This window comes from Bradyrhizobium lablabi (assembly GCF_018131005.1).
In the GTDB taxonomy this organism is placed as follows: domain Bacteria; phylum Pseudomonadota; class Alphaproteobacteria; order Rhizobiales; family Xanthobacteraceae; genus Bradyrhizobium; species Bradyrhizobium lablabi_D.
Window position 1 is genome coordinate 410,105 of record NZ_JAFCJK010000004.1, and the last position, 20,676, is coordinate 430,780.

The following is a 20,676-nucleotide window of genomic DNA, read 5'->3' on the forward strand; positions in this document are numbered from 1 at the left end:
TCGCATCTCCGGCGTCGCCATCACTTCAGCTTCAGCCCGACCACGCGCACGAGGCCGTCAGGCATCTGCTTGTAGCCTTCGAGCTTCGTCGTGTGCGCGATGATAATGCGGCGGTGATAGATGTAGAGAATCGCTTCGTCATCGAGCTCCAGCTTGGTCAGCTTGGCGTAAATCGCCTTGCGCTGCGTCATGTCGGTGGTGAGGCGGGCATCGTCGAGCGCCTTGTCGGCCTCCGCGTTTGTCCAGGCGCTGTAGTTCTGCGGCGCGTCCTTGTGCAGGAAGACGTAGGAGTTGCCGTCAGGATCGATGCGGCCGCTCCAGGCCAGCATATAGGCCTGGTATTCGCCGGCCTCCGCCTGCTTCAACGACGTTGCGAATTCCGTGACCCTGATCTTCATGTCGAAGCCGGCCTCCGCTGCCATCGACTGCACGACCTGCGCGGTGCCCTCGGTTTCGGGGCCTTTCGGCACCATGAAATCCACGCTGACCGGCGGCGTGACACCGGCCTCCTTCAGGAGCGCCTTGGCCCTCGCGACATCGCGCGGGCGGATCGGAAACTCCTTCTGATAATAAGGATGATCCGGGCTGACCCACTGGTTTCCGGGCTTGAACTCGCCGTTGAACACGACCTGGTTGATGGCGTCGCGATCGATCGCGAGATCGAGCGCCTGACGCACCTTGGCGGATTGGCTCAAGGGTCCCTTGGCCTTGTCCTTGCCGATGTTGAGCGTGATGCCTTGATAGCCAAGCTCGATCGCGCTCGACACTTTGAGGCGCGGGTCCGCGCGCACGTCCTTGAGGTCGGTCGCGAGCACGCGCTCGATCAGGTCGAGCCCACCGGACTTCAGGTTGGCAAGCCGCACGGTGGCGTCGACGATCGGCAGGAACACGATGCGGTCGATGAAGACGTTGTCCTTGTTCCAGTAGTCGGCGAACTTCTCGAACACGATACGGTCCTGCTGCACGCGCTCCACGAATTTGTACGGGCCGGCGCAGACCGGATGCAGGCCGAACTTGTCGCCTGCGGCCTTGGCAGCCTTGGGCGACATCATCATGCCGGCACGGTCGGTAAGTTGAGCGATCAGCGGCGAGAACGGCACCTTCAGCACAAGCTTGATGGTGAGGGGATCGACGACGTCGATATGGTCGACGCTGGCGAGCTCGGGTTTGCGGAAGGAGCCCGGGAACGTCAGATGCCGCTCAAGCGAAAATTTCGCGGCTTCCGCATCGAACGGTTCGCCGTCGTGGAACTTGACGCCGGGGCGGAGCTTGATCGTGACCTCCTTGCCGTCGGCGGAGGTCTCGTGCGACAACGCGAGCTGCGGCACGATGTTGAGCTTTTCGTCGATGTCGAACAGCTTGTCGCAGACGGCGGAAAACACGATGCGGCCGACATAGGTCCGCGCCATGGTCGGGTCGAGGATGTCGGGATCCTCTGCGAGCCCGATCCGCAGCGTGGTCTGCGCCTGAGCACCGGCGCCGAGCGATAGCAACAGGGCCGCGGCAATGGCCACCGAACGAAACATCTTCATCACACTGCTCCCCAAATTCATGCGTCCGTCTCCGGTATTGCGCCGTTTGTACCAACACCGGAAGGTCCGCCTCCTTCCGCGATTCCGCTAAAGGCTGCGACCAATTTCTCCAGCACCGGAGAGAAGGGGCCGTCCGACGGAACGATGCTCTCCGGCGGCGGCAGGTCTCCGGTCCGGTGACAGGCGGTGGCGTGGCCGGTGGCATCGGCCTGCAGTGGCGGCACCTCGCTGCGGCAGCACGCGACCACGTAGGGGCAGCGGGTGTGGAAACGACAGCCGGACGGCGGATTGAGCGCGCTCGGCAGCTCGCCTTCCAGCACGATGCGGCTGCGTTTGGCGCGCGGCTTCGGCACCGGGATCGCCGACAGGAGCGCGCGGCTGTAGGGATGGCGCGGGGCCGCGAACAGCGCCTGCGCCTCGGCAGTCTCCACGATGGCGCCGAGATTCATCACCGCGACGCGGTCGGCGATGTGCTTGACCACGGCGAGATCGTGCGAGACGAAGATGTAAGCAAGCCCGAGCCGCTCCTGCAGGTCGCGCAGCAGATTGAGAATCTGCGAGCGGATCGAGACGTCGAGCGCCGAGACCGGCTCGTCGCAGATGATCAGCTTCGGCTCGACCGCGAGTGCCCGCGCAATCGCGATACGCTGGCGCTGGCCGCCGGAGAACTCGTGCGGATAGCGGCGCGCGACACGCGGTTCGAGCCCGACCAGGCGCAGCAATTCCTCGATCCTGGCACGGCGCGCGTTGGCGGGCACCAGCTCATGGAGCGCGAGCGGCTCGCCGAGAATCTGGCCCACCGTCATGCGCGGATTGAGCGAGGCGTAGGGGTCCTGGAAGATGATCTGCGCATGCCGGCGGAACGCGCGCAACTGTTGGGCATCGAGCGCAAGCAGGTCGCGGCCCTCGAAGCGGACGCGTCCGTGGTCCGGCTCGATCAGCCGCAGCACGAGGCGGCTGACGGTGGACTTGCCGCAACCGGACTCGCCGACCAGCGCCAGCGTTTCGCCGGCGTCGACATGAAAGCTGACGCCGTCAACGGCTTTGACGAACGCCGTCGGGCGGCCGAACAGGTTGCGCGATGCCGGGAAGTGTTTGACGAGCCCTTCAGCTTCAAGGAGGGCCATTACGACACCAGCCTTTCCAGCGGTGCGCGAAGGCAGCGCGAGGCGTGGCCGGGCGCGACCTCCGTCAAGGGCGGTGGCGCCTTGGTACAGGTCATCACGACGAACGGGCAGCGCGCGGCGAAGCGGCAGCCCGCGGGCGGGTTGGCCATGTTCGGCACCATGCCTTCGATGGTTGCGAGATGCGCGGTGCGGCGGTCGAGCCGCGGGATCGAGCCGAGCAGGCCGACGGTGTAGGGATGCTGCGGATTGGCGAACAACTCGTCGACAGGCGCGCGCTCGACGATCTCGCCGGCATACATCACCGCGACCTCGTCGCAGACCTCGGCGACGACGCCGAGGTCGTGGGTGATCAGGATGATCGCCGCGCCGCTTGCTGCCTTCAGCTCGCGCATCAGGTCGAGGATCTGCGCCTGCAGGGTGACGTCGAGCGCGGTGGTCGGCTCATCGGCGATCAAAAGCTGCGGGTCGCAGGCCAGCGCCATCGCGATCATGACGCGCTGGCGCATGCCGCCTGAAAGCTTGTGCGGAAATTCGTCGATGCGCTTTTCGGGCGAGGGAATGTGGACGCGGCGGAGCAGCTCCACGGCGCGATCGCGTGCCTTGCGCCGCGAGCCGCCGCGGTGCCGCAGGATGGTCTCGATGATCTGGTCGCCAATCGTGAAGCTCGGATTGAGCGAGGTCATCGGCTCCTGGAAGATCATCGCGAGCCGGTTGCCGCGCAGATCGCGCAAGGTCCCGTCGGGTACGTCGAGCAGGTCGAAGCCGTCGAAGCGGATCGCGCCGGAGACCTCGGCGGAATGCTTCGGCAGCAGCCCCATGATCGCAAGCGACGTCACGCTCTTGCCGCAACCGGATTCGCCGACCAGCCCGAGCGTAGCGCCGTTGGCGACGCGGAGGTCGACACTGTCGACGGCATGCGTGACGCGGCCGTCATCGCCGTGGAAAGTGACGCGCAGCCCTTCGATCTCGATCAGTGTGGCGGCCTTCATGCTTGGTTCGATCTTTGGCTCGCGATGGCGGCTTCGATGCCGGCATCGATGATGGCGCGATCGGTGACGCCGGCCGGATTGGCGCGGGTCGGCAGGAATTGGCGGAAGTGTACCCAGCGCTCGCGGCTGACGGCCTCGAGCCGCAGGAGTTCGCCCAGCGGATCGGCGTGATCGTCGACGCGCAGATCGAGCGCCGACCATTCCTCCGCGCCGTGAATCAACAGTGCCGCGGACTGCTTGCCGCGCTTGTCGCCGCCGGCGGCCTCGCCGGCGAGCATGGCCTTGATCAGCCGTTGCGCGAACGGCAGCCGGTCATTGGCGGCGTAGGTCTTTGCGGACTCGTCGAGCACAGCAGGACCGGCCAACATGTTGCCGGCGATCGAGAAGCCGTCGCCCGCAATATGGCCGTACCAGTCGACGCAATCCTTGCCGGAATGCGCCGCGATGCGGCCATGGACGTCCATCACATGCACCTGCCGGTGCTCGCGGCCGTGGTCGCCGGCGAGCAATGCCGCGACGACGTCGTCCGGGCTCTTGCCATCGCGCAACAGTCTGACACCGTCGATGCCGTAATAGGGATTGACCAGCGCCTGCGTCGCGATCGCGCCGATGCCGGCGGCGATATAGGGCACGCGCGCCCCGACGGCAAAGAACCGCGTGGCGACGGCGATGCCGAGCTGGCCCGCGGCGCCGTCGCGGGCGATGATCGACCAGGTCATCTCAAAGCCTTCGTCTCAACGGCCCGCCGCGTAGCCCTGCATGCCGCGCGGATTTGCAGCGGCGCGGCGGCGGCGGCCGACCTTCGAGGCCGCGGTAAGGCGGCCTTCCGACCAATCGGGGCCAATCTCCACCACATGGCCGCGGCGCTTCAATTCGTCGATCGTCGATTTCGGCACGCGGTTTTCCAGCACGAGCACGCCGGGGCGCGCGGTGCGCGGCCAGAACGAGATCGGAAAATGCTCGGAATGCCAGGCGGGCGCGTCGATGGCTTCCTGCAGATTGAGCTTGGCGTGGACGTGGCGCAGGAAGAACTGCGTGATCCATTGGTCCTGCTGGTCTCCGCCGGGCGAGCCCCATGAGAGATACGGCTCGCCGTCGCGCAACGCCATCGTCGGCGACAGTGTGGTGCGCGGACGCTTGCCCGGCGCGAGCGCGGCCGGATGGTCCTCCTCCAGCCAGAACATCTGGGCGCGGCTGCCGAGGCAGAAGCCGAGCTCCGGAATGACCGGCGAGGACTGCAGCCAGCCGCCGGACGGCGTCGCCGAGATCATGTTGCCGGCCTGGTCGATGATGTCGAAATGCACGGTGTCGCCGCGCACCTCGCCGAACCGGCCGACCGTCGGTTCGCCGGCGCCCATCGCGCCGACAGCCTCGCGATGGCCTTCGGCGCGGCGCAGTTTGACAACCGCGCCGAAGCCTTCCACCGAGCCGGGGCGGAAATCGAGCGACGCCTTGTCTCTCGAAATCAGCTTGCGCCGCTCGTCATTGTAGGCGTCGGACAGCAGCGTATCGATCGGGATTTTCGTGAACTTCGGATCGCCGTAGAATGTCTCGCGGTCGGCATAGGCGAGCTTGGCGCTTTCGATCTGCAGGTGAATGAAGTCGGGTCCGACGGGATCGAGGCCGTCGAGATCAAAGCCCTTTAGCAGCGCGAGCTGTTGCAGCATGACAGGACCCTGGCTCCAGACGCCGGCCTTTTGGACCGTGTAACGGCCGTAGTCATAGCTCAGCGGCGCCTCGATGGTCGGCTGCCAGCGCGCCATGTCGTCGGCTGACAGCACGCCGCGATGCGGCGAGCCAGAGACGTCCATCACCTCCTGGGTGCGGCAGAATTCGTCGATCGCCTCGGCGACAAACCCATTGGACCACGATTGGCGCGCGCGCTCGATCTGCGCGACGCGGTCGCTGCCCGCGCTCTCGGCCTCCTTCAGGATGCGCGTGTAGGTCTCGGCGAGCATCTTGTTGGTGAAAATGGTGCCGGGCTTCGGCACGTCGCCGTTCGGCAGATAGACATCGGCCGACGTCGGCCAGTGCTTGCGGAACAACTGCTCGACGGTCTTGATCGTGGCGGAGGCGCGCTCGACCAGCGGATAGCCGTCGCGGGCATAGACGATCGCTGGCTCCAGCACGTCGCGCAGCTTCAAGGTGCCGTAGTCGCGCAGCAGCAGCATCCAGGATTCGAACGTGCCGGGCACGCAGGCGGCGAGCAGGCCGGTGCCGGGCACCATGTCGAGGCCTTCGCTGCGATAGTGCGCAATCGTCGCCCTCGCAGGCGCCGGGCCCTGGCCGCAGATCACCTCGGTCTTGCCGCGCTTCACGTCATGCACGATAACAGGGACGTCGCCGCCCGGTCCGTTCAGATGCGGTTCGACCACCTGCAGCGTGAAGGCGGTGGCAACGCCGGCGTCGAAGGCATTGCCGCCCTTTTCCAGCGTCGCCATGCCGACGGCGGTCGCGATCCAGTGCGTCGAGGTGACGACGCCGAAGGTGCCTTCGATTTCCGGCCTTGTGGTGAACGGATCAGGGTTGATGTTACTCATGCGGCTTCGCCATTTCGTGCTTGTTGCGGCGCAACTTGATCATAAGCAAGCCTTGCTGCCAACCGTTTGGTTGACATGGCAGCTCCCATCCGCGCGGTCATGCCGGGACTGCGGCGGCCGGATTGTTGACGGCGTGGCAGGCGACGCCGTCAATCAGCGCCGGCGACTTTTGTCGGCACAGATCGAAGGCCAGCGGGCAGCGCGGATTGAAAGAGCAGCCCGTCGGCGGATCGATCGGGTTGGGGATTTCTCCCTTGACCGGAATGCGTTTGCGGCCTGACATCGCGAGATCGGGAACCGCGCCCAGCAGCATCTTGGTGTAGGGCATCCTGGGATCATCGAAGAGCTGACGGCCCTCGGCGATCTCGACGATGCGGCCGAGATACATCACGCCGATGCGCGTGGCCATGTGGCGGACTACCGCGAGGTTGTGGCTGATGAAAAGGTAGGTCAGGCCGAACTTGTCCTGCAACTCACGCATCAGATTGAGGATCTGCGCCTGCACAGAGACGTCGAGCGCCGAGGTCGGCTCGTCGCAGACGATGAATTGGGCGTCAGAAGCCAGCGCGCGGGCGATCGCGATACGCTGGCGCTGGCCGCCGGAAAATTCGTGAGGGAATTTCAAGGCGTCGTCCGGGTGCAGCCCGACCAGCGAAAGCAACTCGCCGACGCGGGCCTTGATGTCCCGCTCGCCCTCGATCAGTTCGAAGGCACGGATCGGCTCGGCGACGATGGCGCCGACCCGAAAGCGCGGATTGAGGCTCGCATACGGGTCCTGGAAGATCATCTGGATGCGGCGGCGCAGCCGGCGGCGCGCCTGCGCCTGCCTGGGGTCGGTCATCGAAATGCCGTCGATCAGGACTTCGCCCGAACTCGGCGGCAAAAGCCCGACGACCATGCGCGCGACCGTGGTCTTGCCGGAGCCGGATTCGCCGACGAGCGCAAAGGTCTCGCCGCGCTTGATGTCGAAGGTGACGCCGTCGACGGCTTTCAGGAATTCAAGATGGCCGCCTTCGAGCACGCGGTTGAGCCACGGCTTTGAGACGTTGAAGACGCGGCGCAGGTTCCTGACTTCGATCAACGTCGCACTCATGCCGCGGTCTCCTTCGCCGTGTCGAACAGGTGGCACGCAACGGATTGCGCGCCCTGCTGGATCGGTTCCGGCCGCTCGACGCGGCAACGGTCGAAGGCAAATGCGCAGCGCGGGTTGAACGGGCAACCCGGCGGAATCGCCGACAGCCGCGGCATGGAGCCCGGGATCTGCACCAGCCGCTTGTCATCGCCCGCAAGTGTCGGGATCGCACCCATCAGGCCCTTGGCGTAGGGATGCAGCGGATTGCGCACCACATCCTGCACCGGGCCGATCTCGGCGATCCGTCCCGAATACATCACCGCGACGCGGTCGCAGGTCTCAGCGATCACGCCCATGTCGTGGGTTACCAGCATCACGGCGGTGCCGTGATCGCGGCCGAGCCGCTTGATCAACGAAATGATCTGCGCCTGCACGGAGACATCGAGCGCGGTCGTCGGTTCGTCGGCGATGATCAGCTCCGGTTCGGCGCAGATCGCAAGGGCGATCACGACGCGCTGGCGCATGCCGCCGGAGAACTCATGCGGATAGCCGTCGATGCGCTTTTCCGGAGCGGGAATGCCGACCTCGGCGAGCAGGTCGATCGCGCGCTTGCGTGCGGCCGTCTCGGAGAGATTGGTGTGGGTGCGGATGGTCTCGACGATCTGGTCGCCGATCCGGTAGAGCGGATTGAGGCTCGTCAGCGGATCCTGGAAGATCATGCCGATCCGCTTTCCCCTGATACGGCGGATCTCCTCCGCCGGCAGATGGTCGATGCGGGTGCCGGAAAGCTCGATCTCGCCGGCAGAAATTCGGCCAGGCGGGTCGATCAGGCCGATCACGGCAAGCCCGGTCACCGATTTGCCGGCGCCGGATTCGCCGACGACGCCGAGCACTTCGCCCTTGGCGATGTCGAAAGACACGCCGTTGATCGCGCGCAGGACGGCGCGGCGGGTGACGAATTCCACCTCGAGGTTGCGCACGGAGAGGACGGGCGGGGTCATCTGAGCTTCGGATTGAGCGCGTCGCGCAGCCAGTCGCCGAGCAGGTTGATGGAGAGGATCAGGCCGGCCAGCGCCAAGCCCGGAAAGGCGACGATCCACCACTCGCCGGCAAACAAGTAATTGTTGCCGATCCGGATCAACGTGCCGAGCGATGGCATGGTGTCGGGCATGCCGGAGCCGAGGAACGACAGCGTCGCTTCGGTGATGATGGCAAGCGCGAGGTTGATGGTGGCGATCACGAGGATCGGGCCCATCGTGTTCGGCAGCACATGCCGCATCATGATCTTGGGCGCGGGCAGGCCGATCAATTGCGCGGCCGCGACGTAGTCCTTGTTCTTCTCGACCATCACCGAGCCACGAACGGTGCGGGCATATTGCACCCAGAAGCTCAGGCCGATCGCAACCACCAGCACGCCGAGCATGCTCATCTCATCGAGCCGGTTGCCGAACAGCGATTTGGCCACGCCGTTGACCAGGAGCGCGATCAGGATCGCCGGGAAGGTGAGTTGCACGTCGGCGATGCGCATGATCACGCCGTCGATCATGCCGCCGAAATAGCCGGCGGTCAGTCCGAGCGCGATGCCGAGCGCGCCGGAGAGGATGACGCCGAGGACGCCGACCGTCAGCGAGATGCGCAGACCGTAGAGAATCGCCGAGAACACGTCGCGGCCCTGCTCGTCGGTGCCGAGCAGAAACGGGCTCTGGCCGTCGGCGGTCCACAGCGGCGAGATCCGCGAGTTGATGAGCTGCAATTGCGCGGGATCGAAGGGGTTCTGCACCGCAAGCCAGGAGGCGAAAATCGCGAGCAGGAAAAACAGCAGCGTGACCGCCGCCGCCGCCATGGTCAGCTTGGAACGACGGAACGAATAGAAGATGTCGCTGTCGAGGGCGCGCTTGAACCAACCGATGTCGGGCCGGCCGGACGGTGCGTGGGCTTCGCTGCGATGGGGAACGACGGCGTCGGACATCGCTAGCTCACCTCACGCCGTGCGGCCGACGGTCGAGCGCAGACGCGGATCGACCACGGTATAGAGGATATCGACCACGAGATTGATGGTGACGAAGATCAGTGAGACCATCAGGAGATACGCGGCCATGATCGGGATATCGACGTTTTGCACGGCCTGCACGAACAGAAGTCCCATGCCAGGCCACTGGAATACGGTTTCGGTGATGATCGAGAATGCAATAACCGAGCCAAACTGCAGGCCGGCCACGGTGATCACCGGAACCAGCGTATTCTTCAGCGCATGGCCGAAATGGATCGCGCGCGTCGTCAGTCCGCGGGCACGGGCGAAGCGGATATAGTCGGTGCGGAGCACTTCGAGCATTTCGGCGCGCACCAGTCGCATGATCAGCGTCATCTGGAATAGACCAAGCGTGATCGACGGCATGATCAGGGCCTTCAGGCCGGAGAGGGTGAGCAGCCCCGTCGTCCACCAGCCAAGCTTCACCACCTCTCCGCGGCCGAACGAGGGCAGCCAGCCCAAAGTCACCGCGAACAGATAGATCAGGAGGATGCCGATCAGGAAAGTCGGAAGCGAGATGCCGATCAAGGACACCGCCTGGAACAGGCTGGCAAGCATGGTGTCGCGCCTGAGTGCCGAATAGACCCCCATCAGGATGCCGAACACCATGGCGAACAGGGTGGCGCAGATCGCAAGTTCCAGCGTCGCGGGCATGCGCTCCATCAGGAGGTTCGCGACCGGCAGGCGGAATTGATAGGAGACACCGAATTTGAACTGCAAGGCGTTGATGAAGTAGCGGCCGAACTGCACGAGCACGGGATCGTCGAGGCCGAGCGACTGCCGGATCGAGGCGCGTTCCGCGGCCGAGGTGTCGATCGAGACGATCTGGTTGACGGGATCGCCCGCGAAGCGGAACATCGCGAACGCAATGATGCCTACGGCGAGCATGACGCCGATCGCCTGAAGCATGCGACGAAGAGTGAAAGCGAGCATCTCTACCTTTCACTGCTTTCAGTTTCTGCACGCGGCGAAACGCGGCCGAAAACGAGAGGTCCGGAAGCAGGCGCTTCCGGAACCCAATTCGCAAAACCCACTTACTCTTCCTGCTTGGTTGCCCAGTAGAGCAGGACCTGATTGTCGGCGCGCTGGGTCAATTTGACCTTTTTCGACACGCCCCATGCCAGCGCCTGCTGATGCACCGGAATGTAGCCGTAATCCTTGATGACGATATCGTAGGCCTGCTTGATCAACTGGTCGCGCTTGTCAGTGTCTGCCTCGACCAGGATTTTGTCGGTGAGCGCATCGACTTCCCGGTTGCAATAGCCGCCGAGATTGGCCTCGCCGCGCGTGGAATCCTTCGGATCGTCGCGGCAGCCCAGGATGTCGTGCAGCACGTTATGGGAATCGGAGGTGGCGGGCGTCCAGCCGAGCATGAAGAACGAGGTCTGATAGCCACCGGGCTTCAGCACCTTGGCGAAATATTGCGCCTTCGGTTGCGCCAGCAAGTTCACCTTGACGCCGATGCGTGCAAGCATGCCGACGACCGCCTGGCAGATCGCGGCGTCATTGACGTAGCGGTCGTTCGGGCAATCCATGGTGACTTCGAAGCCGTTCGGGTAGCCGGCGTCGGCCAACAGCTTCTTCGCGCCATCCGGATCGAGCTTCGGCCGGGTGAAGTCCTTCGACAGCGGATAGAGCTGGGGTGCGATCATCAGCACCGAGGGCGTCGACAGTCCCCGCATGACGCGGGTCTTGATCAGCTCGACGTCGATCGTCTTGTAGAACGCCTCACGGACGCGGATGTCCTTGAACGGATTCTTGCCCTTTATGTTGGAGAACAGCAGCTCATCGCGCGTTACGTCCATGCCGATGAAGATGGTTCGGATTTCCGGTCCGGTCATGACGGTAGCGTTGCCGCTTGAATTGACACGCTGGATGTCCTGGATCGGAACCGGCTCAATCACATCCACCTCGCCCGAGAGCAGTGCGGCGACCCGGGTGGCATCCGAGGCAATCGGAGTGAAGATGATCTCCTTGAGATTATGCTCCGGCTTGCGCCAGTAGTTGGGATTCACCTTGAAGACGGTCTTCACCCCGGGCTGGTGGCTTTCGATCATGAAGGGACCGGTGCCGTTCTCGTGCAGCGAAGCGTAGCTCGGCGTTGTCGCAGCCGCCGGCGTGGGGGCCACCGAATTGTTCTCCTCGCACCACTTCTTGTCCATGATGTACCAGCCATCCCATTGCGAGATCAGGATGGGATTGGGCGAGTCCAGCGTCACGTCGACAGTGTAGTCGTCGACCTTGGTGAACTTGGCGTCGGCCGGAACGTTGCTGAGGAAGTTGGAGCCCTTGGCGCGGACGCGGTCGGCGGAGAACAGGACGTCATCAGCCGTGAAGGGGTCTCCGTTGTGGAATTTGACGCCTTTGCGCAAATGGAAGCGCCATTTGGTCGGGCTCGGCGTCTCCCAGCTTTCGGCCAAGGCCGGGATGATCTTGAGGTCCTTGTCGCGGGCAACCAGCCCTTCATAGACGTGACCGTGATGGGCGATCGTCGTGGTTTCCTTCAGCGTGTAGGGATCCAGCGATTTGAGCTCGCCCTGGTTGGCGTATCGCAAGGTCTGGCCCGCAGCCGGTAGCGACGCAAAAGCGACAACAGCAACGGTGGCCGCTGCAAACAAACTCTGACGTACCGACATCTGCTCTCGTTCCCCGTTATTGTCCACCGGCTGCGCCCCCGGCGGATATTTGCAGTCCATGTTGCCAGAGTTTGCCCGCCGCGCAAGCGCGATTTCCCAAAGGGTTAATCGGTTTGCGCGGACGCGGCGCAACGACTAGTTTTCAGCATAGGCAGCAGACATCAGCGCGTGACATTCAACTTTCGGAGTGCCGGATGACGGAATTGAAGGCCGACATAGTCGTCCTGGGAGCAGGGATGGTCGGAGTCGGCGCCGCCTTGCACCTGCAAAAACGGGGCCGGGATGTGGTCTTGATCGACCGCCACGACCTTGCCGGCGAGGAAACGAGCTTCGGTAACGCCGGCATCATCGAGTGTGCTTCCGTCTTTCCCTACATGTTTCCACGCGATTTCAGCGAGATCCTGAGTTACGCGCTCAACCGCAAGCCCCATGTGCGCTACCGTTTCGTCGACCTGCCGGATTTCTTGCCGTGGCTCGTGCGCCACTATCTCGCATCTTCACCCAAGCGAGCACTCAACAGTGCGCATGCGGAGTTGCCGCTGATCAGGCAGAGCCTGCTCGAACATGAGGCGTTGGTCGCGGAGGCGGGCATACCGGATTTGCTGCGCAAGACCGGATGGCTCAAGGTTTATCGATCCGAATCCTCGCTTGGCAAGGCCGCACGGGAGGCCGAGCGCGCCAGGGAGTATGGCGTCGAGAACGAGGTGATCGATGCCCGGGAGATCACCGCCCGCGAGCCGCATCTGACCGGCGAGTTCGCAGGCGCGGTGTATTTGCCGTCGCCGGCGTCGGTGCCCGATCCCGGCGGGCTCGCCAAGGCCTATGCCGCTTTGTTCGGCCGCCGCGGCGGCCGCTTTTATGTCGGCGATGCCCGTACCCTCGAGCAGATTGGCAGAAGCTGGCGCGTTGCGACGCTGGAGGGCTCGATTTCGGCGCGGGATGTCGTGGTCGCGATGGGACCATGGTCCGAGCAGGTCTTCGCGCCGCTCGGCTATGCGATCCCGTTGCAGGTCAAGCGCGGCTATCACGTGCACGTCGCGCCGTGCGGCAACGCCGTGATGAATGGGCCGGTGCTTGACGCCGATCTCGGCTACTGCCTCGCGCCGATGAATCGGGGCATCCGCGTCACCACCGGTGTCGAGTTCGCCCATCGCGATGCGCCGCCCTCGCCGGTGCAGGTCGATCTGGCGCTGCCGCGGGCCCGCAAGTTGTTTCCGCTGGGCAAAGTGATCGATGCCAGGCCCTGGAAGGGCGCGCGGCCTTGCCTGCCGGACATGCTGCCGGTGATCGGCCGTGCGCCGCGGCATCCGGGCCTGTGGTTCGACTTCGGCCATCAGCACCACGGCTTTACGCTCGGACCGGTGACCGGCCGCCTGCTCGCGGAGATGATGACCGGCGAGACCCCGTTTGCCGATACCAGGCCTTTTGCCGCGGAGCGTTTTGGTTGACCTAACGGAGGATTGAGGCTGACTCGGCGTTGGGGCAGGTTCGGGCCGCTTGCGCGGCCAGCCCTATCGCGGCGATACTGGCGCCAGTCAGCGCATTGGAGGAGACGGACATGAAGGTCAACGTCGAGATAGATTGCACTCCTATCGAGGCGCGGCAATTCTTCGGCCTGCCCGATGTCTCGCCGATGCAGACCGCGGTCATGGAGAAGCTGCAGCAGCAGATGACCTCGAACATCGATAAGATTTCGCCGGAATCGCTGGTCCAGAGCTGGTTCACCTTCGATCCCAAACTCGCCGAACGCTTCCAGGAGATGTTCGTGGCGATGTCCGGCCTCGGCAGCGTGGGCAAGAAGGACAGGAAATAATGGCGGTCGAGGACGGACGCGCTGAAGCGACCGGACGTCGGCTGAGCCGACCGGGTCTGCTGCTGATGCTGGCCGAAGGGCGCGGCGTTCTGGAGTTCAATTCGAGCCTGCTGCTGTCGCCGCTGCTGATGCAGGCGCCGAAGGGCGACGGCCATCCAGTACTGACGCTGCCGGGCTTTTTGGCGAGCGACCTCTCGATGGCGCCGATGCGACGTTATCTCAAGGAACTGGGCTACGACGCCCATGCCTGGAACATGGGCCGCAATTTCGGCGGCGTCGCGAGCAAGCGCGGCGCGTTGCGCGATTTGCTGAAGCGGGTCCATGAGGCCAGCGGGCGCAAGGTCTCGATCGTCGGCTGGAGTCTTGGCGGCGTCTACGCGCGCGACCTGGCGCAGCAGATGCCTGAACTGGTGCGCTCGATCATCACACTGGCCAGTCCGTTCGCCGACGACGTCCGCGCCACCAATGCGACGCGGCTCTACGAGATCCTGTCCGGCGAAAGGGTCGACGACATCCTTCCGGAGATTCGCGAGGCGATCGCCGGCGACATGCCGGTGCCGGCGACCTCGATCTATTCGCGCAGCGATGGTATTGTGAACTGGCGCACCAACATCTTGCGACCGTCGGCGACGGCGGAGAATATCGAGGTGCATTTCGCGAGCCATGTCGGGATCGGCGTCAATCCCGCGGCGCTATGGGCGATCGCCGACCGCCTGGCGCAGCCAGAGGGCGAATTCCGGCATTTTGACAGGTCCGGCCCCTTTGCCATTGCCTATGGGACGACAGAGAATGCACTATCCTGACTGAACGACGAGAAGCGCCGCCTAGGCGTCCGCATGAGTTGGGTTCTCGGGAGGTGATCATGAGCGACGCCAAGAAGCTTTCCTCGCTGGACGCATCGTTTCTCTATCTGGAAACGCCGGAAATGCCGATGCATGTCGGCAGCATGGCGATCTTCCGCCTGCCTGAGGGCTACAAGGGCGATTTCTTCGAGGAATTCAAGGCGATGATCGCCTCGCGGCTGCACATCGCGCCGATCCTCAAAGCCCGCCTGCAGAAGGCGCCGCTCGACATCGATCATCCGTCCTGGGTCGAGGACGACCAGTTCGACATCGACCGCCACATCTTCCGTGCCAGCCTGCCAGAGCCGCGCGACCGCGCCACGCTCGAGCGCATCGTCGGCTGGATGCACGCCAAGCTCCTCAACCGCGCACGCCCGCTCTGGGAGTTCTATGTGTTCGAGGGCATGAAGGACAACGAGATCGGGCTCTATTCCAAGATGCACCACGCCTGCATCGACGGCGGCGCCGGGGCGGCGCTGACCAGCATGATCTATGACGTGACGCCGGTGCCGCGGCAGGTCGATCCGCCGACCGCGAAGAAGGTGCCGCCGGAGCCGCGCGACATCGCGGCCAATCTGATCGATTCCTACCAGCAGCTCTGGACCCAGCCGTTCGACGCGGCCGCGGCGCCGAAGGGCCTCGAACTGCCGCGTTCGGGCAAGAGCGACCTCGGCTCGATCCTGTTCGACAACGCCATGTTCCAGATCGAGAACGCGGTGAAATTCGCCGGCAGCGTGCCGACTGTGCTGAAAAGCCTGTCCGACGTCGTTGCCAAGGTGGCCGATCCCAGGTCGCGCGAGAGCCTCGCCAGCATGGTGTCGCCGCCGACCATCCTCAACAAGGCGATCTCCTCGGAACGCAGCTTCGCCGGCACCTCGATCTCGCTGTCGCGCGCGAAGGCGCTCGCCAAGCGGGCCGGCGGCAAGCTCAACGACGTCGTGTTGGCGCTCGCCTCCGGCGTGGTGCGGCGCTATCTGATCAGCCAGGGCGGCCTGCCGAACAAGTCGTTGACCGCGGCCGTGCCGATCTCGCTGCGCGAGGAGGGCAACGCCGAGTCCAACAACCAGGTTTTCGGCATGATCTGTGCGATCGCGACCAATGTCGAAGACCCCAAGGCGCGGCTGGAAACCATCATCGCGCAATCCACCAAGTCCAAGGAGATGTCGCATCCGCTGCGTGCGCTGATGCCGCAGGTCTCCAACGTGTCGATGCTCGGCGCGCCGATCCTGGTGCAGATCCTCGCGCTGCTCTACAGCCGTTCCGATCTCTCCAATGTGCTGCCGCCGTCGGCCAACATCACTGTGTCGAACGTGCCCGGGCCGCGACAGACGCTCTATGCGGCGGGCGCAGAGCTGTTGCACATCTTCCCGGTCTCGATCTCGACCCACGGGATCGCGCTCAACATCACCGTGCAAAGCTACCGCGATCAGCTCGATTTTGGCTTCATCGCAGGCGCCAACATTATTCCTCATGTGCAGGTCCTGTGCGACATGCTGCCGCTCGAGTTCGATGCACTCGAGGCGGCGTTCGCGCCGCCGCCTGCCGACGTCAAGGGCGCGGCCGAGTAGGGGTTTGCAATGATCGAAATGCCACCGCTGCAATTCGCGGAGACGAACGGCATCCGCATGGGGTTCTATGAAGCAGGCCCCAAGACCGACTCGCCGCCGGTGGTGCTCTGCCACGGCTGGCCGGAGCTCGCCTTTTCGTGGCGCCACCAGATCAAGGCGCTGGGCGAGGCCGGCATCCGTGTGATCGCGCCGGACCAGCGCGGCTATGGCGCGACCGACCGGCCGGAGCCGGTCGAGGCCTACGACATGGAGCATCTGACCGGCGATCTCGTCGGCCTGCTCGATCATCTCAAGATCGACAAGGCGATCTTCGTGGGCCACGACTGGGGCGGCTTTGTCGTCTGGCAGATGCCGCTTCGCCATCCGTCCCGCGTCGCCGGGGTCGTCGGCGTCAATACGCCACACTGGGATCGTCCGCCCATGGACCCGATCGCGCTGTTCCGTCAGCGCTTCGGCGAGCACATGTACATCGTCCAGTTCCAAAGCCCGGCGCGCGAGCCGGACAGGATCTTCGGCAGCCGCGTCGAGCAGACCTTCGACGCCTTCATGCGCAAGCCGGTGGCGCGTCCCCCAGGTACGCCGGAGGAACAGCCGATCGCCGGTGTTGGCGCCTCGGCGCGGCTCAACCTGGCGTTTCCGCAGATGATCGCGAACTACGACGCCAAGCACGACCCGCGCACGCCGATCCTGTCGGCGGAAGAGAAGAAGGTATTCGTCGACACCTTCACGAAGACCGGCTTCACCGGCGGCATCAACTGGTATCGCAACTTCACCCGCAACTGGGAGCGCTCGGCGGGGCTCGATCACGGCGTGCGGGTGCCGTCGCTGATGATCATGGCCGAGAACGACGCAGTGCTGCCGCCGTCGGCCGCCGACGGCATGGAAAAGCTGGTGCCGGATCTCGAGAAATATTTGGTTCGCGACAGCGGCCATTGGACGCAGCAGGAGAAGCCGGACGAGGTCAGCGCCAAGCTGATCGAATGGCGTAGAAAGCGGTTCGGGTGAACACGTACGACCGCCGTAGGCCGTCATTGCGAGCCACAGGGTCGCGTGAATGCGCGCCCGACGACAGGCTCCGCGAAACAATCCTCGTATGAGGCGTGGATTGCTTCGTCGCTTCAGCGCAAAATTGCTTTGCAATTTTGTCACGAGCTTCTCGCAATGACGGTGGAAAGACAGGCAGGGGGAAACTTCCAACATGGCGTCCGGCAACAGACTGAGTCCGATCCCGCATCCGCCGACAAAACCGGTGGTCGGCAACATGCTGTCGCTGGATTCGACGGCGCCCGTGCAGGACCTGGTGCGGCTCTCCAAAGAGCTCGGGCCGATCTTTTGGCTCGACATGATGGGCGCGCCGCTCGTCGTCGTCTCCGGCCATGACCTCGTCGACGAGCTCTCCGACGAGAAGCGCTTCGACAAGGCGGTGCGCGGCTCGCTGCGCCGCGTCCGCGCGGTCGGCGGCGACGGTCTGTTCACCGCCGACACCAAGGAGCCGAACTGGAGCAAAGCGCACAACATCCTGATGCAGCCTTTCGGCAATCGTGCGATGCAGTCCTACCATCCGAGCATGGTCGATATCGCCGAACAGCTCGTCAAGAAGTGGGAGCGGCTGAACGCCGACGAGGAGATCGACGTCGTCCACGACATGACGGCGCTCACCCTCGACACGATCGGCCTCTGCGGCTTCGACTACCGCTTCAACTCGTTCTACCGCCGCGACTACCACCCCTTCGTGGAATCGCTGGTGCGCTCGCTCGAAACCATCATGATGACGCGCGGCCTGCCGCTCGAAGGCCTGTGGATGCAGAAGCGGCGCAAGACACTCGCCGAGGACGTCGCGTTCATGAACAAGATGGTCGACGAGATCATCGCCGAGCGGCGCGGCGGTGCGGATGCGACCGACGACAAGAAGGACATGCTGGCGGCGATGATGACCGGCGTCGACCGCGCCACCGGCGAGCAGCTCGACGACGTCAACATCCGCTACCAGATCAACACTTTCCTGATTGCCGGCCACGAGACCACCTCCGGCCTGTTGTCGTGCACGATCTATGCGCTGCTGAAGAACCCCGAGGTGCTGAAGAAGGCCTATGAGGAGGTCGATCGCGTCCTCGGCCCCGACATCACCGCAAAGCCAACCTATCAGCAGGTGACGCAGCTCACCTACATCACGCAATGCCTGAAAGAGGCACTGCGGCTGTGGCCGCCGGCGCCGGCCTACGGCATCGCGCCGATGAACGACGAGACCATCGGCGGCGGCAAATACAAGCTGAAGAAGAACACCTTCATCACCATTCTGGTGATGGCGCTGCACCGCGACCCGAGCGTCTGGGGCCCGAACCCCGACAAGTTCGATCCAGAGAATTTCAGCCGCGAGGCCGAAGCAAAACGCCCGATCAACGCCTGGAAGCCGTTTGGCAATGGCCAGCGCGCCTGCATCGGTCGCGGCTTTGCGATGCACGAGGCGGCGCTGGCGATTGGCATGATCTTGCAGCGTTTCAAGCTGATCGACGTGCACCGCTACCAGATGCACCTGAAGGAGACGCTGACGGTCAAGCCCGACGGCTTCAAGATCAAGGTGCGGCCGCGCACCGATCAGGACCGCGGTGCGTTCGCCGGCAGCACGAGCGCAATCGCCGCCGCGCCGAAGGCGGCAAAGGCGCCGGCCACGCGTCCCGGCCACAACACGCCGATGCTGGTGCTATACGGCTCCAACCTCGGCTCGGCCGAGGAACTGGCAACTCGCATGGCCGACCTCGCCGAGATCAACGGCTTTGTCACCCGGCTCGGCCCGCTGGATGATTACGTCGGCAAGCTGCCGGAGGAGGGCGGTGTCCTGATCATCTGCGCCTCCTACAACGGCGCGCCGCCCGATAATGCCGCGCAATTCGTCAAATGGCTCGGCGGCGACCTGCCGAAGGATGCCTTCGCCAAGGTGCGCTATGCCGTGTTCGGCTGCGGCAACAGCGATTGGGCCGCGACCTACCAGTCGGTGCCGCGCTTCATCGACGAGCAGCTCTCCGCGCACGGCGCGCGCGCCGTGTTTCCGCGCGGCGAAGGCGATGCGCGCAGCGATCTCGACGGCCAGTTCCAGAAATGGTTCCCGGAGGCCGCAAAGGTTGCGACCAAGGAATTCGGCATCGACTGGAATTTCACCCGGACCGCCGAGGACGAGCCGCTCTACGTCATCGAGCCTGTGCCGCAGGGCGCGGTCAACACCATCGTCACCCAGGGCGGCGCGGTGCCGATGAAGGTGCTCGTCAACAACGAGCTGCAGACGAAGTCCGGCGCCGATCCGTCGGAGCGTTCAACCCGTCATATCGAGGTCGAGCTGCCGGCAAATCTGAAATATCGCGTCGGCGATCACCTCAGCGTCGTTCCGCGCAACGATCCAACATTGGTCGATTCCGTCGCGCGCCGTTTCGGCTTCCTGCCGGCCGATCAAATCCGTCTGCAAGTCTCGGAAGGCCGCCGCGCGCAATTGCCTGTCGGCAACGCGGTCTCGGTCGGGCGGCTGCTCACCGAGTTCGTCGAATTGCAGCAGGTCGCGACACGAAAGCAGATCCAAATCATGGCCGAGCACACCCGCTGCCCGGTGACCAAGCCGAAGCTCATGGCTTATGTCGGCGACGACGCCGTCTCTGCCGAACTCTATCGTGCCGAGGTGCTGGGAAAACGCAAATCGGTGTTCGACCTTTTGGAGGAGTGTCCGGCCTGCGAGCTTCCGTTCCATATCTACCTTGAAATGCTCTCGCTGCTTGCGCCGCGCTACTACTCGATCTCATCGTCGCCGGCGGGTGAACCGCAACGCTGCAGCGTCACGGTCGGCGTGGTCGAGGCGCCGGCAAGTTCGGGCCGCGGAATCTACAAGGGCGTGTGTTCGAACTATCTGGCGCGCCGCCGCACCGGCGACACCGTCCATGCGACTGTGAAGGAGACCAAGGCGGGCTTTCGCCTGCCCGACGACGATACGGTACCGATCATCATGATCGGCCCGGGCACTGGGCTTGCTCCGTTCCGTGGCTTCCTGCAGGAGCGCGCCGCACGTAAAGCAAGGGGCGCGACGCTGGGTCCGGCGATGTTGTTCTTCGGTTGCCGGCATCCGGAGCAGGACTTCATCTACGCGGACGAGCTGAAGGCCTCTGCCGGGGACGGCATCTGCGACCTGTACACTGCCTTCTCCCGCGCTGGCGGGCCGAAGACCTATGTGCAGCACGTACTTGCGGCGGAAAAGGATCGCGTCTGGGGCCTGATCGAGAAGGGCGCGATCGTCTATGTTTGCGGCGACGGCAGCAGGATGGAGCCCGACGTCAAGGCGACCCTGATGTCGATCTATCGCGAACGCTCCGGTGCTGACGCGGAGGCGGCCGCGCGCTGGATCGACGAGATGGGCGCGAAGAACCGCTACGTGCTGGACGTGTGGGCGGGCGGGTAGCAACGGCAACGGCCCCAGAGCCCCGGGCTCTCCGACGAGGCGAGACGCCGTTCGAAGCAAGCGCAGAGCTATGCCGAAAATATTCGCCGGACG

General features: G+C 64.4%; 16 protein-coding genes. 6 read left to right on the plus strand and 10 right to left on the minus strand.

Going from position 1 to position 20,676, the window contains the following annotated elements; all coding sequences use genetic code 11:
* Positions 1-20: 20 nt before the first annotated feature.
* From JQ553_RS14930 to JQ553_RS14975, 10 genes are all read right to left on the minus strand, one after another.
* A complete protein-coding gene (locus tag JQ553_RS14930) occupies positions 21-1,532 on the minus strand; it encodes an ABC transporter substrate-binding protein (protein ID WP_212500712.1) in 1,512 nt (503 codons plus the stop codon).
* 17 nt (positions 1,533-1,549) lie between these two features.
* Positions 1,550-2,659 carry an ABC transporter ATP-binding protein gene (locus tag JQ553_RS14935; RefSeq protein WP_212500713.1) on the minus strand — a complete coding sequence of 370 codons (1,110 nt, stop codon included), beginning with the start codon at positions 2,657-2,659 and terminating at the stop codon, positions 1,550-1,552.
* Positions 2,659-3,648 carry an ABC transporter ATP-binding protein gene (locus JQ553_RS14940; RefSeq protein WP_212500714.1) on the minus strand — a complete coding sequence of 330 codons (990 nt, stop codon included), beginning with the start codon at positions 3,646-3,648 and terminating at the stop codon, positions 2,659-2,661. Before JQ553_RS14940 ends, JQ553_RS14935 begins: the two co-directional genes overlap by 1 nt.
* The gene (locus JQ553_RS14945; RefSeq protein WP_212500715.1) at positions 3,645-4,367 is read right to left on the minus strand and encodes a DUF1028 domain-containing protein; all 723 of its coding nucleotides are present in this window, start codon (positions 4,365-4,367) and stop codon (positions 3,645-3,647) included. The genes JQ553_RS14940 and JQ553_RS14945 overlap by 4 nt, the downstream gene beginning before the upstream one ends.
* A 15-nt stretch (positions 4,368-4,382) precedes the next feature.
* Positions 4,383-6,188, minus strand: coding sequence for a gamma-glutamyltransferase family protein (locus JQ553_RS14950; RefSeq protein ID WP_212500716.1), 1,806 nt, complete (start codon positions 6,186-6,188; stop codon positions 4,383-4,385).
* A 97-nt stretch (positions 6,189-6,285) separates the two neighbouring features.
* Positions 6,286-7,281 carry an ABC transporter ATP-binding protein gene (locus tag JQ553_RS14955; RefSeq protein ID WP_212500717.1) on the minus strand — a complete coding sequence of 332 codons (996 nt, stop codon included), beginning with the start codon at positions 7,279-7,281 and terminating at the stop codon, positions 6,286-6,288.
* Entirely contained in the window at positions 7,278-8,261 is a 984-nt protein-coding gene (locus JQ553_RS14960) for an ABC transporter ATP-binding protein (RefSeq protein ID WP_212500718.1), read from the minus strand. The genes JQ553_RS14955 and JQ553_RS14960 overlap by 4 nt, the downstream gene beginning before the upstream one ends.
* Complete coding sequence (locus JQ553_RS14965; protein ID WP_212500719.1) at positions 8,258-9,229, minus strand: ABC transporter permease; 972 nt, start codon at positions 9,227-9,229, stop codon at positions 8,258-8,260. The genes JQ553_RS14960 and JQ553_RS14965 overlap by 4 nt, the downstream gene beginning before the upstream one ends.
* A gap of 12 nt (positions 9,230-9,241) precedes the next feature.
* A complete protein-coding gene (locus JQ553_RS14970; RefSeq protein ID WP_212500720.1) occupies positions 9,242-10,222 on the minus strand; it encodes an ABC transporter permease in 981 nt (326 codons plus the stop codon).
* Between the two features lie 101 nt (positions 10,223-10,323).
* Positions 10,324-11,925, minus strand: a complete 1,602-nt coding sequence (locus tag JQ553_RS14975; protein ID WP_212500721.1) for an ABC transporter substrate-binding protein — start codon at positions 11,923-11,925, stop codon at positions 10,324-10,326.
* A gap of 194 nt (positions 11,926-12,119) precedes the next feature.
* Between JQ553_RS14975 and JQ553_RS14980 the strand changes: the two genes are divergently transcribed.
* From JQ553_RS14980 to JQ553_RS15005, 6 genes are all read left to right on the plus strand, one after another.
* Positions 12,120-13,373, plus strand: a complete 1,254-nt coding sequence (locus JQ553_RS14980; protein ID WP_212500722.1) for an FAD-binding oxidoreductase — start codon at positions 12,120-12,122, stop codon at positions 13,371-13,373.
* Positions 13,374-13,483: 110 nt separating this feature from the next.
* Positions 13,484-13,738, plus strand: a complete 255-nt coding sequence (locus JQ553_RS14985; protein ID WP_212500723.1) for a DUF6489 family protein — start codon at positions 13,484-13,486, stop codon at positions 13,736-13,738.
* Positions 13,738-14,541 carry an alpha/beta hydrolase gene (locus JQ553_RS14990; RefSeq protein WP_212500724.1) on the plus strand — a complete coding sequence of 268 codons (804 nt, stop codon included), beginning with the start codon at positions 13,738-13,740 and terminating at the stop codon, positions 14,539-14,541. Before JQ553_RS14985 ends, JQ553_RS14990 begins: the two co-directional genes overlap by 1 nt.
* Positions 14,542-14,600: 59 nt before the next feature.
* The gene (locus JQ553_RS14995; protein WP_212500725.1) at positions 14,601-16,148 is read left to right on the plus strand and encodes a wax ester/triacylglycerol synthase family O-acyltransferase; all 1,548 of its coding nucleotides are present in this window, start codon (positions 14,601-14,603) and stop codon (positions 16,146-16,148) included.
* Between the two features lie 9 nt (positions 16,149-16,157).
* A complete protein-coding gene (locus JQ553_RS15000; protein ID WP_212500726.1) occupies positions 16,158-17,153 on the plus strand; it encodes an alpha/beta fold hydrolase in 996 nt (331 codons plus the stop codon).
* A gap of 193 nt (positions 17,154-17,346) precedes the next feature.
* A complete protein-coding gene (locus tag JQ553_RS15005) occupies positions 17,347-20,583 on the plus strand; it encodes a bifunctional cytochrome P450/NADPH--P450 reductase (RefSeq protein WP_212500727.1) in 3,237 nt (1,078 codons plus the stop codon).
* Positions 20,584-20,676: the final 93 nt, after the last annotated feature.

Bases quoted from the DNA above. Each gene is read 5' to 3' on its own strand.
- JQ553_RS14955 (WP_212500717.1), bottom strand. From the start codon at position 7,281: ATGAGTGCGACGTTGATCGAAGTCAGGAACCTGCGCCGCGTCTTCAAC.
- JQ553_RS14930 (WP_212500712.1), bottom strand. From the start codon at position 1,532: ATGAAGATGTTTCGTTCGGTGGCCATTGCCGCGGCCCTGTTGCTATCG.
- JQ553_RS15000 (WP_212500726.1), top strand. From the start codon at position 16,158: ATGATCGAAATGCCACCGCTGCAATTCGCGGAGACGAACGGCATCCGC.
- JQ553_RS14965 (WP_212500719.1), bottom strand. From the start codon at position 9,229: ATGTCCGACGCCGTCGTTCCCCATCGCAGCGAAGCCCACGCACCGTCC.
- JQ553_RS14945 (WP_212500715.1), bottom strand. From the start codon at position 4,367: ATGACCTGGTCGATCATCGCCCGCGACGGCGCCGCGGGCCAGCTCGGC.
- JQ553_RS14970 (WP_212500720.1), bottom strand. From the start codon at position 10,222: ATGCTCGCTTTCACTCTTCGTCGCATGCTTCAGGCGATCGGCGTCATG.
- JQ553_RS14980 (WP_212500722.1), top strand. From the start codon at position 12,120: ATGACGGAATTGAAGGCCGACATAGTCGTCCTGGGAGCAGGGATGGTC.
- JQ553_RS14960 (WP_212500718.1), bottom strand. From the start codon at position 8,261: ATGACCCCGCCCGTCCTCTCCGTGCGCAACCTCGAGGTGGAATTCGTC.
- JQ553_RS14935 (WP_212500713.1), bottom strand. From the start codon at position 2,659: ATGGCCCTCCTTGAAGCTGAAGGGCTCGTCAAACACTTCCCGGCATCG.
- JQ553_RS14950 (WP_212500716.1), bottom strand. From the start codon at position 6,188: ATGAGTAACATCAACCCTGATCCGTTCACCACAAGGCCGGAAATCGAA.
- JQ553_RS14990 (WP_212500724.1), top strand. From the start codon at position 13,738: ATGGCGGTCGAGGACGGACGCGCTGAAGCGACCGGACGTCGGCTGAGC.
- JQ553_RS15005 (WP_212500727.1), top strand. From the start codon at position 17,347: ATGGCGTCCGGCAACAGACTGAGTCCGATCCCGCATCCGCCGACAAAA.
- JQ553_RS14995 (WP_212500725.1), top strand. From the start codon at position 14,601: ATGAGCGACGCCAAGAAGCTTTCCTCGCTGGACGCATCGTTTCTCTAT.
- JQ553_RS14985 (WP_212500723.1), top strand. From the start codon at position 13,484: ATGAAGGTCAACGTCGAGATAGATTGCACTCCTATCGAGGCGCGGCAA.
- JQ553_RS14975 (WP_212500721.1), bottom strand. From the start codon at position 11,925: ATGTCGGTACGTCAGAGTTTGTTTGCAGCGGCCACCGTTGCTGTTGTC.
- JQ553_RS14940 (WP_212500714.1), bottom strand. From the start codon at position 3,648: ATGAAGGCCGCCACACTGATCGAGATCGAAGGGCTGCGCGTCACTTTC.